The organism is Arthrobacter sp. BGA-UO-ETr-C19 (assembly GCF_059568005.1).
In genome coordinates this window covers 524,637-537,551 of record NZ_JCAQPC010000023.1, presented here as the reverse complement: position 1 = coordinate 537,551, position 12,915 = coordinate 524,637, and the positions used below count along the sequence as shown (strand labels likewise).

At 68.0% G+C, this 12,915-nt stretch carries 13 protein-coding genes; 7 read left to right on the top strand and 6 right to left on the bottom strand.

Annotated features, from left to right (window positions below; all coding sequences use genetic code 11):
- Window position 1: 1 nt before the first annotated feature.
- Window positions 2-361 (bottom strand): hypothetical protein, encoded by a 360-nt coding sequence (locus AC57BR_RS18565; protein ID WP_496363207.1) that lies wholly within the window; start codon window positions 359-361, stop codon window positions 2-4.
- A gap of 267 nt (window positions 362-628) precedes the next feature.
- Here AC57BR_RS18565 and AC57BR_RS18560 point away from each other — a divergent pair, with 267 nt between their 5' ends.
- From AC57BR_RS18560 to AC57BR_RS18550, 3 genes are read left to right on the top strand one after another with little or no spacing between them, the layout of a single operon-like run.
- A complete protein-coding gene (locus AC57BR_RS18560; protein ID WP_496363205.1) occupies window positions 629-2,470 on the top strand; it encodes an ABC transporter ATP-binding protein in 1,842 nt (613 codons plus the stop codon).
- Entirely contained in the window at window positions 2,467-3,408 is a 942-nt protein-coding gene (locus AC57BR_RS18555) for an NUDIX hydrolase (protein ID WP_496363203.1), read from the top strand. The genes AC57BR_RS18560 and AC57BR_RS18555 overlap by 4 nt, the downstream gene beginning before the upstream one ends.
- Window positions 3,409-3,447: 39 nt before the next feature.
- Window positions 3,448-3,771 carry a DUF6221 family protein gene (locus tag AC57BR_RS18550; RefSeq protein WP_496363201.1) on the top strand — a complete coding sequence of 108 codons (324 nt, stop codon included), beginning with the start codon at window positions 3,448-3,450 and terminating at the stop codon, window positions 3,769-3,771.
- 22 nt (window positions 3,772-3,793) lie between these two features.
- On the opposite strand, the gene AC57BR_RS18545 is transcribed toward AC57BR_RS18550, so the two are convergent.
- Both AC57BR_RS18545 and AC57BR_RS18540 read right to left on the bottom strand, forming a co-directional pair.
- On the bottom strand, window positions 3,794-4,654 hold the full coding sequence (locus AC57BR_RS18545; protein WP_496363199.1) for an HNH endonuclease: 861 nt from the start codon (window positions 4,652-4,654) through the stop codon (window positions 3,794-3,796).
- A gap of 27 nt (window positions 4,655-4,681) precedes the next feature.
- On the bottom strand, window positions 4,682-5,281 hold the full coding sequence (locus AC57BR_RS18540) for a DnaJ family domain-containing protein (RefSeq protein ID WP_496363197.1): 600 nt from the start codon (window positions 5,279-5,281) through the stop codon (window positions 4,682-4,684).
- Between the two features lie 760 nt (window positions 5,282-6,041).
- Here AC57BR_RS18540 and AC57BR_RS18535 point away from each other — a divergent pair.
- Window positions 6,042-6,752, top strand: a complete 711-nt coding sequence (locus tag AC57BR_RS18535) for an NADPH-dependent F420 reductase (RefSeq protein ID WP_496363195.1) — start codon at window positions 6,042-6,044, stop codon at window positions 6,750-6,752.
- Window positions 6,753-6,938: 186 nt separating this feature from the next.
- On the opposite strand, the gene AC57BR_RS18530 is transcribed toward AC57BR_RS18535, so the two are convergent.
- Both AC57BR_RS18530 and AC57BR_RS18525 read right to left on the bottom strand, forming a co-directional pair.
- Window positions 6,939-7,883: an LssY C-terminal domain-containing protein gene (locus AC57BR_RS18530; RefSeq protein ID WP_496363193.1), complete on the bottom strand. Its 945-nt coding sequence runs from the start codon at window positions 7,881-7,883 to the stop codon at window positions 6,939-6,941.
- Between the two features lie 33 nt (window positions 7,884-7,916).
- Window positions 7,917-8,384 (bottom strand): hypothetical protein, encoded by a 468-nt coding sequence (locus AC57BR_RS18525; RefSeq protein WP_496363191.1) that lies wholly within the window; start codon window positions 8,382-8,384, stop codon window positions 7,917-7,919.
- A 221-nt stretch (window positions 8,385-8,605) separates the two neighbouring features.
- Between AC57BR_RS18525 and AC57BR_RS18520 the strand changes: the two genes are divergently transcribed.
- On the top strand, window positions 8,606-9,103 hold the full coding sequence (locus AC57BR_RS18520; protein ID WP_496363189.1) for a hypothetical protein: 498 nt from the start codon (window positions 8,606-8,608) through the stop codon (window positions 9,101-9,103).
- Window positions 9,104-9,625: a matrixin family metalloprotease gene (locus AC57BR_RS18515; RefSeq protein ID WP_496363187.1), complete on the top strand. Its 522-nt coding sequence runs from the start codon at window positions 9,104-9,106 to the stop codon at window positions 9,623-9,625.
- A 60-nt stretch (window positions 9,626-9,685) separates the two neighbouring features.
- Here AC57BR_RS18515 and AC57BR_RS18510 read toward each other — a convergent pair whose 3' ends face one another.
- The gene (locus AC57BR_RS18510; protein ID WP_496363185.1) at window positions 9,686-11,515 is read right to left on the bottom strand and encodes a glycoside hydrolase family 15 protein; all 1,830 of its coding nucleotides are present in this window, start codon (window positions 11,513-11,515) and stop codon (window positions 9,686-9,688) included.
- A 121-nt stretch (window positions 11,516-11,636) separates the two neighbouring features.
- Between AC57BR_RS18510 and AC57BR_RS18505 the strand changes: the two genes are divergently transcribed.
- A complete protein-coding gene (locus AC57BR_RS18505) occupies window positions 11,637-12,914 on the top strand; it encodes a pyridoxal phosphate-dependent aminotransferase (RefSeq protein WP_496363183.1) in 1,278 nt (425 codons plus the stop codon).
- Window position 12,915 lies beyond the last annotated feature (1 nt).

The window sequence follows — 12,915 nt, the reverse complement described above, 5'->3', positions numbered from 1 at the left end:
GTTAGGTGCTCTTCGCCATCGGTACTGCCGGCATCGGTTCACCCGCAATGTCCGACGCCGGGGTGAGGACCCAGCGTTCCCCGTCCTGTTCATAACTGATCACCACGGACGCGGCGGCACTGCTTGCCGCGTCCAAGGCGAGCAGCAATGCCGCCTGCATGCGCCGGGCATGCCCGAATCTGGCTTTCGCCGTGCCCTCGAGGTCGCTGTTGTCGACGAGAATATAGGCCCTGCCCTCGGCCACCGCCCTGATCGAATATCCGCGCTCCTCATGCACCGATCCGCGGGATGAGGCAATCTCCGTGACCCTGTCGGCCCGCACCAGGCTGTGGCTGATCGTCCGGATCCACACCTCACCCATGGCGACTCCTTTGCTGCCGTGCGGGCTGAAACTGCCTCTACATGCAAACGGTAGTCCGAGACAGCCCGGATGTAAGCCCCCCAAACGCTGCAACCGCCGTCGTAATCCAAAATGCCACAGGTTTTCCCCAAGCTCCGGGAGGGCTTTCCCAAAGCTCTGTAGGAAATAGTGAGCCTGACCAGGGATTATCCCTGGACGGTCTCAGAGCACCGCCCAACGCACAGCGTTCGGGCGATGCCCGCGACCGCCGGGTTCTTAGGGGGAAAGATGTTTCAGACCTTTTGGCGGTTCCGCGGGGCAATAGCCCCACATGCCTGGGCGCTGGCAGGCGGCGCGCTCCTGGTGGTGTTCGTTGCCGCCGTGGAAGTTGCCCTCCCGTGGCCCATGAAAGTCATCGTCGACGACGTGCTGCAGCCGACGGGCAAGTCCCAGCTTCATGAGATGCCCCCCTTCCTGGGCCTGGCCGGCATGAGCCAGCTCCAGCTGCTTCTGCTCGCCGCGTCGGCCTTGCTCGCCATGACAGTGCTGAACGCGGGGGCGGACTATCTTGGCACCCGCCTGCTCAACGGCGTCGGTGAGAGGGCCATGGCCACGATCCGGGCGGACGTCTTCACCCATCTGCAGCGGCTGTCTTTGGCCTTCCACGACAAGCAGCGGCTGGGCGACCTCGTGACCCGCACCACCACAGACGTCGACTACGTGCGTGCCCTCATGGTGTCGATCCTGTCCGTGCTGCTGCCCAATGTTTTCATCCTGGGTTTTGTGATCACGATCTGCGTACTGATCGACCCGACCTTTGCACTGATCGGCCTCGCGGTGTCGCCGCTGCTGTTCGTCACCGTGCTGTTCTACCGGCGCCGTATCAAGGGCGCGTCAAAGGAGGCCCGCAGCCGGGACAGCGACATCGCGGCGGCGATGTCGGAGACGTTCGCCTCGGTCCGGGTGATGCAGACCTACACGAGCGAGGCCCGCCACGAGGAGGACTTCCGCACCCGCAATGACGGTCGGCGTGACGCCGGCCTGCGGGTTATCCGGCTGCAGTCCATGTTCTCGCCGCTCGTTGACATCATCGCGACCCTGGGCACGGTGCTGGTCCTGTGGATCGGCGCCCAGCGGGTGCTGGACGGGACCCTGACGCTGGGCCTGCTGCTCGTTTTCCTCGCCTATCTCAAGGCCCTGTACTCCCCCATGAAGTCGCTGGCCAAGCTGACCACCGTCATCAGCCGCGGCCAGGCCAGCGCAGAGCGCATCCAGGAAATCCTGGACACCGCGCCGGCCATCTCGGACCTGCCCGGTGCCCGGCCGGCCCCGCGGCTGGCCGGCGCCGTGGAACTGCGCTCGGTGAGCTTCGGCTACCAGGGCGACCGGCATGTGCTGCACGGAATCGACCTCAAGGCGGAGCCTGGCAGCGTGCTGGCGATCACTGGCCCGACCGGCGCCGGCAAGTCATCCCTCGTCAGCCTGATACCGCGGCTCTACGATGCGGCCGAGGGGGAAGTACTGCTTGACGGCATCGATGTGCGGGACCTGCAGGTGGCCACGGTGCGCCGGCAGATATCCATCGTGCTGCAGGAATCCATCCTGTTCCGCGGGACCATCTACGACAACATCGCCTACGGCTCGGAGGGCGTCAGCCGGGAACAGGTCCTGGCCGCGGCTGAGGCAGCCCACGTGGACGAGTTCGTCCGCAACCTGCCCCTGGGGTACGACACCCCGGTGGCCGAGCGGGGCGTCACCCTCTCCGGCGGCCAGCGTCAGCGCATCGCCATCGCCCGCGCGCTGGTCCGCGACACACCCATCGTCATCCTCGATGAGCCAACATCCGGCCTGGACGCCATCTCTGAGCAGTACGTCATGCGCGGCCTCGACCGGCTCATGGCAGGGCGCACCGTGATCGTCATCGCGCACCGGCTCTCGACGCTGAAACGGGCCGACCGGATCTACGTGCTGGACAAGGGGCGGATCGTGGAAAGCGGCAGGCACGGCGAACTCGCCGCGGCCGGCGGCCTCTACAGCCGGCTGGACAGTCTGCAGCAAGCCAAGGACACCCCGGCGCTCACCCTGGTTCCTGCGGAAATCGGCAGCCTTCAGACGGAGACGAGCGCATGAGCAGGACGAAGCCCCCGACGTACGGTGCGCTGCCCTGGCGGATCGGAAAGAAGGGCGCCCTTGAAGTGCTCCTGATCCACCGTCCGGCCCACGGCGACTGGTCCATCCCCAAGGGCAAGGCGGACCCGGGGGAAACCGGCCGGGAGTGCGCGGAACGCGAGGTGCGGGAGGAAACGGGCCTGCACTGCCGTGTGGGCGCGGAACTGCCCAGCATCCGCTACGAGGACAGCAGGCACAGAACCAAGACCATCCGCTATTGGGCTGCCGCGGCGGGGTCAGGCCGCTTCACTCCCAATGACGAGGTCGACGCCGTCCGGTGGCTGCCGCTGCCGGCGGCCTTGCGCACGGTGACAGAACCGCGGGACAGGCCCGCCATCATCGCCTTGGGCAGCCGGCTCCAGCTGGAGCTGGGCATCAGTCCGGCGCCTAGGCGGGAGAAAATGCTGCTGCTGGTACGCGGGGCCGATATGACGAAACGGGACGAGTGGGACCCGGCAGCAGGCAGCCGGCCGCTGGCGCCGGGCGGCGAGCAGGCTGCCAGGTCGCTCGCCACGCTCGGAGCCTTGTTTGAAATCGAACGCATCGTCTCCGCACCATCGATCCGCTGCGTCGAAACGGTCGCCGAACTGGCACGTCGGGAATCCCTCGAAGTCGAGCGCTCGGAGCACCTGGCCGGCGGCAGCGTGGCGGCCACACTGGACCTTGTGGCCGGGACCCGCGGGACGGGTACGGTCCTGTGCACGCACGAGGGCATCATGGCTGATGTCCTGGCCCACCTGATCCAGCACGACCGGACGGTCCTGACCAAGCGCTTTCGCGTCCGCAAGGGGTCAGCCTGGGTGGTGACCGGAGACCGCACGCGCTACCACTCCGCCTACTACCTGCCGCTGTCCCCGGCGGACCTGAGCCCCGCAGTGGATCTTCGCGCCGCCGTCTAGCACCGTGTGCCCGCGTTGCGGCGGGCGTACGCTCAGACAGTGGACATCGTGGAGTTCCTCTCCGCGCGCATCGCCGAAGACGAGGCAGTGGCGCGCAAGCTGCTCAACGACCGCACGACGTCGGAATCGGGCAAGTGGTACGAACGCCGCCTGCTGCTGGAGTGCGAAGCCAAGCGGCGCCTGATCGGGATCGTCGAGGCGGCCCGGCAGACAGCGCTGGCGACGCTCGTGAGCGATCCCTTCGGTGACGAGACCGAGTGGATTCCGCAGGCGCTGGAATGGACCACCCTGTCGCTCAATGCGCTGGCGGTCCCCTACAGTGACCATCCCGACTTCAACCGGGACTGGCTCTGGTCCACGTAGCTCCCTCTGCCGGGGGCGCGGCTCACTTGCTGCCCAGGATGCGGCGGGCGTCGGCCTGGGCATCCAGTTCCTGCTGTGACACTACGGAGCCGCTGATGTACCCCGCGCCGGACCTCATGGCCCGGAGTTCAGCCACGGTGTACGGAATCCGTCGGCGGTGCGCCATGGCGTGGCAGTTGGGGCACAGCGGAACCAGGTCCCCCACGGGATCCAGCACGTAGCCGGGCCCCAGCTGGGCAGCCGGCACCAGGTGATGGACATGGATGAAGCCTTCGCCTTCCGGGCCGTAGGCGGCCTCGAAGGAAAACCCGCAGGCGGCGCATGAGGTGCCGTGGTGCGCCAGGCAGACGCGCCGGGCGTGCGGATTGCGCTCGTACCTGTTTACGCCCACCCTGGTCAGGGCGTCCGGCGGCAGGGTGCCGGGCACGGGAAGGACCGGATCATTCTCGTCGGCTGGCAGGCACTCGGCCCAAAGCTCCCGGATGGCCCGTGCCTGGTCCTCCGGGACCGGCTGGCACGCGCCTGTGGCCGCGGCAGCAGTCCAGTCCGTCAGCGGCGCGCGGGCTGCCAGGATGTCCATCGGAACCTGGTCGCCGAGCGGCAGCAGCACGTCAAAATCCACGTCAATACAGGTCCGTGTCGCGTGTTCCGGCCCGGCAACCAGATATGGCGCGGAGGCGACCACGCCATGGCCTATCAGCCCGCTTCCTGCCTTTCCATGCAGCAGGAGCCAGGCATCCGCTCCCGGCCCCGGCTGGGTGCCGTTTCCGGTGGGCCACGCGCGCCGGAACACGCCGGCAGCGCCCAGCTCATCCACGACCCGCGAATAGCCCGGCCAGGTATCGCCTACGCCCGGGTTCCAGCCCAGCAGAACAGCCACCATCCCTTTATCGTGCCACCTTCGGGCACTTCAGGAGGAGCGGTTGCGCAGGCGCCGCCACCACGGGGGTTTGGCTTCCGCGACAGGTTCCGGCGCCGCCGCGGCCGCCGCAGCACGCCGTTGGCGCCACCGCTGCACCTCGGCGTCGGCGTCACGGGTTTTCGTGACCACCGGCGGGCCGCCCTGCAGCTGGCGGCGGGCGTCGATGACGCTGGCATTGAAGTCCTCGACCATGTCGCGCACCCGCTTTTCCGTGTACTGGGCATCCAGTTTGGCGTCCAGCTCCGCGTCCTCGGTGCGCAGCAGGATCGCTTTTGGTCCGAGGCCGCTTAGGTGCTCGCGCTGGATGAGGCCCTTGACCCACCAGTCGGGGTCATATCCTTCCCCGAGTCCGGGAATCGGTTTGCCGGAGTATTTCAGGTTGTCGAATTTTCCCTGCGCCATCGCGTCCCGGATCAGGTAGTCGGCCCGGGCCGCGTCGCTGACCTTCCGGCGCTTTTCCCGCAGTTCGGTCTCCGCGGCGGACAGCTCCGCGTCGTCCTCCGCTGTCCCGCCGGAGGAGCGGAGGGCACGGAGTTCGGCTGCGCGCTCCACCTTCCGCCTGAAGTTGCCGCCTGCTGAAGTCGTCATCCTGTCACCGCCCCTGCCGCCGGAGATTGTCCCGTCTCCAGTATTCCGGCGCGTGCCGGACTCTTCAACGGAGCGTTGGGCGGAACCAGGCAGGAACCGGACAGAACGACGACGGCGGGACCTCCCGCCGTCGTCCGCCTTAGGCGGTGCATGCTTGGGTGGATCCGGCTTACATGGGGTCGGGCCAGTTGCCGATATCTGCACGCGCCGGAACGGCGGCGATCTCGTCGCCTTGCGGCCGCGGGCCGGCGCCCCCCGGGGCGGCTGCGGCCGGTCCTTGAACCGTGCCCTGTATTGGTCCGGCAGGAACCGTCGCGGTGGAGCGTGGACCGGCCGATGCGGACGGACCGGGAGGCTGGTCGGGGACCGCCCTCACAGGTGCAGTGTTCACAGTCGCCGTGATGACGGGAAGTTCAGACCTCGGGATCTTCATGGGGCCCTCGCAGGTGGGGCGGCAACTAAAGGCCGGACCGGGTACTTAACCGTGATTGCCGACCGTCCGACGTGGCTTTCCGAGCCTGAGTCCAACTGATCCGGCGATCACCGACGTGCCGAATCAGCCGGGGAGGACCGGCAGGTCCGGCAACAACTGTGGCGGCCTTCCCAGCCCGGTGTGTGCCGGCAATTGGTGGCACCGGCACACTTTCCACCACCAATACTTCAACCCTATGTGCCACAGCGTGGACCGGCATCCGTAGCAGGTACTCGAATTTTCGCAGCGGCCGCTACTTGGGCACTCGCGGGTCTCCGGCACCCCCGCATGCGTCTGGCGCAGGTCGTCTGGCGTAATGTGCGAAATACCTGCAGGCTGCCCGCTGTTGCGCGGGACATGACAACAATCGGAATCATCGGTGCAGGACACATTGGCAGCCAGGTCGCACGGAAGGCGGTGGAGCTCGGCTACGACGTGGTCATCAGCAATTCGCGGGGGCCGGAAACCCTGGCCGCGCTCGTTGCGGAGCTGGGGCCGCGGGCGAAGGCGGCCACCGCTGCCGAGGCTGCAGCCGCGGGCGACTTCGCCGTCGTCACCGTTCCGCTCAGGAGCTACCGGGATATCCCCGTGGAGCCGCTGGCCGGCAAGATCGTGATCGACACCAACAACTACTACTGGGAGCGGGACGGCCGCTTTCCGGCGCTGGACAACGGGGAAGCCACCACGTCCGGCCTGCTGCAGGAGCACCTTCCGCTGTCCAAGGTGGCCAAGGGCTTCAACCACATCATGGCCAAGCAGATCACCTCGGACGGTACCCCGCCGGGCACGGAGAACCGCCGCGCGCTGGCCACGGCCAGTGACTATCCCGAGGCAAGTGAGCTGGTGACGAAGCTTTACGACGAGTTCGGCTTCGACACCGTCAACATCGGTCCCCTGTCCGAGAGCTGGCGCGCCGAGCGTGACCGCCCTGCCTACGTCGTCCGGCAGAACGCGGCAGAGCTCACGGAGAACCTGGCAAAAGCTCCGCGGACCATCTGAGACCTGCCCGTTACCAGTGGCCTCGGCGGATCCAGGCCGGGTCCACTGGACTTAGGCCGGGTCCGCGAGCTCGGGCGACCCGGTGGAATCCCCGAAGCGTTCGACCGTGTAGTCCGAACAGAGCCGAACCGCTTCCGGGCGGGAGACGGCGGGTGCGTCCCGGCGTCGTCCTCCCGCCCGGGTAGTTCAAGACAGCCCTGGGCCGCGCTGGCTCGGCGGCCGGAGATCGATGATGGGCAGGTGCCCGTCCGTGCGGATGCTGTCTCCGCCGCCGTTGCGGTGGTGGTACCCGGAGGAGAAGTGCCGGATGACGTGCACGGATTCCACGGCGTTGGCAGTTTGCAGCGTGCCGACAATGAAGTCGCGCTCCTCGTCGGTCCCGTCGGCGATCTTGTGTGTGATCTGGAACGTGAAGAGCGAGAGTCCCACGCTTTTGTCGTAGGTTCCGGCACCCACCCAGTCCACCGCGAACCCGCCAGGAAGCATCCAGCCGTCCGGGCATTTCCAGAACCGCACATGGTGCCGCTTGCGCGGGTTGCCGTCGATTTCCCGCTGGAACGCCATGTCCTGCTTGTTGCCGAAGACGTACAGGGCACTGACCGGCGACTGCGGATAGCTCCGGCCCAGAAGCGTCGCGGTGAGGGTGCGCCAGGCAGTGGACGGGGTGACGGGGTCGGACTCAATCCACCCTGCCGTGAGCATCGCGGTGCGCAGTTCGTCCGCGGGGCCGATGACGGCGAGATTGACCGGATCGCCGAGCACGCCGTCGCCGGTGCGGGCACGCCCGATGAAGTAGTTCGGCAGGTACAGACTGCTGAGGATCTTGTGGACGCGGGGCAGGAAGGCATAGGCAGCGATCAGCCACACGGGGAGGAATACCCACACCTGCTCAGGTCCCCTGGCCAGCCGGGCGAGCAGGAAGAAATAGACGGCCCAGCCCACGGCGGCGGTGATGGCCACGTACAGCAGCCGCTGGAGGACGGCGACGACGGTGGCCCAGCGGGTGCCCCAGCGCGCCTTCCGGCTATCCGGCCGGGAGTGCTCGGGCTCCTGCGGCGTCTGGCCCCCGGCACGATGCGGGAGCGCGGGTTCCGCCCGCCCGTGCTTCTGCGGGGCGTCCGGGTCGGTCACTGCACCCCTTTCGGCGTCTTTGGAAACAGCCACCTACTTGGGCAGGTGCTCCAGCAGGTGCCCCGTGACCGCGCCGTACGCGACGTGCGGCACGATGTCGCTGACCCAGTCCGCGGCACTCCAGGTCCGCGGATCAGTCACGCCCAGGGCGGTCATGGGGACGTTGGAGACGAGCAGGGCAGCCAGCGACGCCACCGCCACTGACCGGACGGGCCCGGTGCGGACCCCCAGTGACCCGGCCGCCCCCAGCACAGCGCCGAGACCCATGCCAGTGGCGATCCCGAGCAGCGGGCCAAGGGCCTCCACCCTGTTCCCGCGCTGGGCTTCGGTTCCCGGGATCGTCACCCCCGCCCGGTCCGCCAGCCTCTCCACGGAGTCGCTGGGAGTGGTGCTCGCCGCCCGGCCCCGCCACACCATATCCAGGTAGCTGACGGCATTCAGCGCGGTGGTTCCCGCGGCGCCCGCGAGCGCTCCGTTCACAAGTCCTTTGAACAGGGACATCCTCAACTCTCCTTCTGGCCATCCGCCGAGCTTGCTCTTCCCCGAAGTCTTGCTCTTCCCCGAAGTCTTGCTCTTCCCCGAAGCTACGTCAGGTCCCCTGACCGCGGCAACGGCGGCGGCTGCCGTCAGAGAAAGATGGCCGATTTTGTCACCCTGGGCCCTTATGCTTTGGGTGATCCATTTTCTCGTGATGGCGACATGCAACAACCAGGGGGACACTGTTGCGTCCGGATTCCAACTGGCGGGAGAACCCGCCACCACCAGGTTTCGGCGTGCCCAACGAGGGGTTGCCGCCGGGCGTCCGAAGGTCCGCGAGCGGCCGAATCCCGCAGTGGGCCATCGACGAGGCCTTCGGGCCGCCGCAGGATCCCGCCCCATGGCGTTCGGGGCCGTCCGCTCACCTGCCACCCCCGGGTCCGGCCTACGGCCGGCGCGGACGACTCGGCGGGCCGGGCCCCGGCAGGAAATGGGCCATCGGCGCAGGCGTCGCCCTGCTCGTGGGCCTCTCCTCTGTGCCGATGGTGTTCGAGCGCTATGTCCTGCCGGCAGTCCTGCCGTACCTTCCCGGAGCGCCGGTGCCGCCGCCGGGATTCGAGGCTGCGTCATCCCCGCTCGGGCAGCCGCCTGCCAGCACAGGATCACAGGCATACGTGCTGCAGGAATCCCCCGACGCCGGCCAGCCCTTCGCCGCCTACGATCCCTGCCGGCCCGTGCATTAAGTGGTCCGCCCCGACAACGCCCCGCCCGGTGCTGACCAGATGATCCAGGAGGCGGTCGCCAAAGTTTCGGCCGCCACCGGCCTGCGCTTTGTCTATGACGGCCTCACGTCAGAGGCGCCCGCCGAGGAGCGCGAAATGTTCCAGCCGGATCTGTACGGCAAGAGGTGGGCTCCCGTGCTCATTGCCTGGTCCAACCCTGCGGAGAGTCCTGACCTGGCCGGGGACGTCGACGGCCTGGGTGGCAGCGGGTACGCCTATATGGAGGGCCAGCCGTACGTCCTGGTGGCGGGCCAGGTGGCACTCGACGCCCCCGATTTCGCCGACATCCTGCAGTGGCCGGACGGACGCCGGTACGCCCGGGCCGTCATCATGCACGAGCTCGCCCACGTCGTGGGGCTGGACCACGTGAACGACCCCACCCAGCTGATGAACCCGGAAGGCGCGGACGTTACGGAGTTCGCCGCAGGCGACCTCGCCGGCCTGGCCGTTCTGGGCGGCGGGGAATGCGTCCCGGAACTCTGACCCGGGCGACGGGCAGCTGACGACGGCGGGAGGTCCCGCCGTCGTCAGCTTGCCTGCTGCCTATTCCTGGATGTTCTTTTCCGCGGACTTTTCTGCGGAGGCGATGGCCCAGGCGGCGTTGACCAGGCCGATATGGCTGAAGGCCTGCGGGAAATTTCCCAGCAGCTCGCTGCTGTCGGCCGCCACTTCCTCTGCCAGCAGCCCCAGGTCCGTGGCGAAGCCGGCGGCACGGTTGAAGACTGTGCGGGCCCGCTCGGTCTGCCCGGCGAGCGCGAGGGCCTGCGCCAGCCAGAAGGTGCAGAGCAGGAACGTCCCCTCCTCCCCCGGCAGACCGTCGGCAGCACGGTAGCGGTAAACCAGCCCGCGGTCATCGGTCAGCTGCCGGTCGACGGCGTCGATGGTGGCAAGCATGCGCGGGTCGTCCGCAGGCAGGAAACCCACGATGCAGAGCAGCAGGCTTGACGCGTCGAGTTCAGCGGAGCCGAACGTCTGGGTGTAGGCGTTCGCCGTGTCGCTCCAGCCCTCGTCGCGGATCGCAAGAGCGATCTCATCCCGTGCCTGCTCCCAGGCGGGGACGCGGTCCCGGGCGTCCAGGGCGTCGGCCAGCCCGACAGCGCGGTCCAGGGCGACCCAGCACATGAGCTTCGAGTGCAGGAAGTGGCTGGGCTCGCCGCGGACCTCCCAAATACCGTGGTCCGGCGTCCGCCACCGGACGGCGGCGCGGTCTGCGGCGCCGGCCAGGAAACGTTTCGCTTCCGGTTCCAGGTCGGCGAGGAATTCCGGCAGCCGGGCCGCAGCGTCCAGAAGCTCCCCGTAAATGTCGAGCTGGCGCTGCTGCCAGGCACCGTTGCCCACCCGCACCGGCCTGCTGGATCGCCAGCCCGGAAGGTGTGCCAGCTCCCGTTCGGACAGATCGCGTTCCCCGCCGATGCCGTACATGATTTGCAGGTCCTCGCCGTCCTGCTGCGACGCGACCGCAGTGGTCAGGAACTGGAAGAACTTCCCCGCCTCGTCCGGGCACGCGGCCACCCACAAGGCCTGCAGCGTCATGCTCGCGTCCCGGATCCAGGTGTACCGGTAATCCCAGTTGCGGGTGCCGCCGGCAACCTCGGGCAGGGATGTTGTGGCGGCGGCGACTATGGCCCCCGTGGGAAAGTACGTCAGCGCCTGCAGGAACCGCCCGCTGGCGCTGACTAGGTCCTTCCAGGGCCCGCGGTAGCTCTGGTGGAGTTCCGACCAGCTGCTCCAGCCGTGCAGGGTGTCATCGAGCCGGCGCGATGCCTCCTGCTGGTTCCACAGGGGCGGCATGCCCTCCCAGCTGTGCCTGTGGTGAAGGACGAAGTGCACCACATCGCCGGCCCGCAGTGACAGCCGCGCCCGGGCAGGGCCGCCGTCCAGGTCGAAGGTGACCGGGCTGGAGAGTGCCAGCACGTCGGCTCCGCCCCTGGCGAGCAGACCGCCGTCGATCTGCCGCAGCAGAGGCCGGACCAGCCCGTACTCCGGGCGGGGATCGAAAGTCACGTCCACCTCGGCCTCGCCGCGGGTGCAGGTGACGCTCCGCAGCAGCGCCCCGGGCGAGCCGGCACCGAGCTCATGGCCGCGGTTCCCGTCGCCCAGCAGCAGGGCATCGGTCACGGTCACTGTTCCGGACCCGGTGGTGTGCGTCGTTTCGAGGACCATGCTCGGCCCCACGTAGCGGCGGGTTGCACGGATCGCGTCCACCGGACTGATCGCCCAGAACCCGGCCTCGTCGCCCAGAATCCGGCCAAAGACAGAGGGACTGTCAAACCGCGGAAAACAGAGCCAGTCCACGGATCCCCCGGCGCCCACCAGCGCGGCGGAACGGCAGTCGGAGAGCAGGGCATAACTAGCAATCGGGTCACCGGCCATGCCCGCACCATAGCCGATTCAGGAAGACCCGGCGAGGGTCCGGGCGCTGCCCGCCCCCAAAGCCGCGCCGGGCCGCACGGTCCACGTTGTTCGGAGCGGCGCAGCTGTGAAAACATGCCTCATGCGCGCCATGCAGAATTCCAGCCGATTGCAAGATGTCCGGTACGACCTCAGGGGTCCGGTACAGCATGCGGCGAAGAAGATGGAGGCGGAAGGCCACAGCATTCTGCGCATGAACCTGGGGGATCCCGCGCCGTTCGGCCTGCATGCGCCGGAGTCCATCGTGGTGGACATGATCCATCACCTGCGCGAGGCACAGGGCTACAGCGACTCGAAGGGCATCTTTTCCGCCCGGACCGCCATCTCGCAGTACTACGAGACCAAGGGCCTGATGGAGATCGGCGTCGAGGACATCTTCATCGGCAACGGGGTCAGCGAGCTCATCTCCATGACGCTGCAGGCCTTCCTTGAGGTCGGTGACGAGGTCCTCATCCCGTCACCGGACTATCCGCTGTGGACTGCGGCCACGGTGCTCTGCGGCGGCAGCGCCGTGCACTACACGTGCGATGAGGAGAACAACTGGTGGCCGGACATGGCCGACGTCGAGGCGAAGATCACCGAGCGCACGCGGGCCGTCGTGCTCATCAACCCCAACAACCCGACCGGGGCCGTGTACCCCCGGCACATCCTGGAGGGGTTCGCCGATCTGGCCCGGCGCCATGACCTGGTGCTGTTCTCCGACGAGATCTACGAGAAGATCACGTTCGATGACAACGTCCACATCCACACGGCGTCCGTGGCCCGGGACATTCCGGTGCTGACCTTCTCCGGCCTGTCCAAGGCGTACCGGATGCCGGGCTACCGTGCCGGCTGGGTGGCCGTTTCCGGTCCGCGCTGGGCCACCGCCGCCTACCGGGAGTCCCTCGAACTGCTGGCCTCGCTCCGGCTCTGCCCCAATGTTCCCGCGCAGCACGCGATCCAGACGTCACTGGGCGGCTACCAGAGCATCACGGACCTGATCCGGCCCGGCGGGCGGCTGCGGGAGCAGCGCGACCTTGCCTGCCGGCTGCTCAACGAGATTCCCGGCGTGAGCTGCGTGCCGGCGGCCGGCGCGATGTACCTGTTCCCGAAGCTGGATCCCGAGATGTACCCGTTCGTGGACGATGAGCAGTTTGTCCTTGACCTGCTGCAGGACCAGAAAATCCTGGTCTCGCACGGTACGGCGTTCCACTGGCACGCCACGGACCACTTCAGGTTCGTCATCCTGCCCGCCGTGGACGACATCCGCGAGGCCGTGCGCCGCATCGCCACTTTCCTGGCCTCGTACCGGGCCAAGGCCGGCCGTGCCCGCGCCATGTCCGGAAACGCCCACCACGGCCCGGACGAACTGAGCGCCTAAG

What these genes read in the sequence shown, in the direction of transcription:
- AC57BR_RS18555 (WP_496363203.1), top strand. Translation starts at nt 2,467, where the DNA reads ATGAGCAGGACGAAGCCCCCGACGTACGGTGCGCTGCCCTGGCGGATC.
- AC57BR_RS18525 (WP_496363191.1), bottom strand. Translation starts at nt 8,384, where the DNA reads ATGTCCCTGTTCAAAGGACTTGTGAACGGAGCGCTCGCGGGCGCCGCG.
- AC57BR_RS18510 (WP_496363185.1), bottom strand. Translation starts at nt 11,515, where the DNA reads ATGGCCGGTGACCCGATTGCTAGTTATGCCCTGCTCTCCGACTGCCGT.
- AC57BR_RS18540 (WP_496363197.1), bottom strand. Translation starts at nt 5,281, where the DNA reads ATGACGACTTCAGCAGGCGGCAACTTCAGGCGGAAGGTGGAGCGCGCA.
- AC57BR_RS18545 (WP_496363199.1), bottom strand. Translation starts at nt 4,654, where the DNA reads ATGGTGGCTGTTCTGCTGGGCTGGAACCCGGGCGTAGGCGATACCTGG.
- AC57BR_RS18505 (WP_496363183.1), top strand. Translation starts at nt 11,637, where the DNA reads ATGCGCGCCATGCAGAATTCCAGCCGATTGCAAGATGTCCGGTACGAC.
- AC57BR_RS18565 (WP_496363207.1), bottom strand. Translation starts at nt 361, where the DNA reads ATGGGTGAGGTGTGGATCCGGACGATCAGCCACAGCCTGGTGCGGGCC.
- AC57BR_RS18560 (WP_496363205.1), top strand. Translation starts at nt 629, where the DNA reads ATGTTTCAGACCTTTTGGCGGTTCCGCGGGGCAATAGCCCCACATGCC.
- AC57BR_RS18535 (WP_496363195.1), top strand. Translation starts at nt 6,042, where the DNA reads ATGCGTCTGGCGCAGGTCGTCTGGCGTAATGTGCGAAATACCTGCAGG.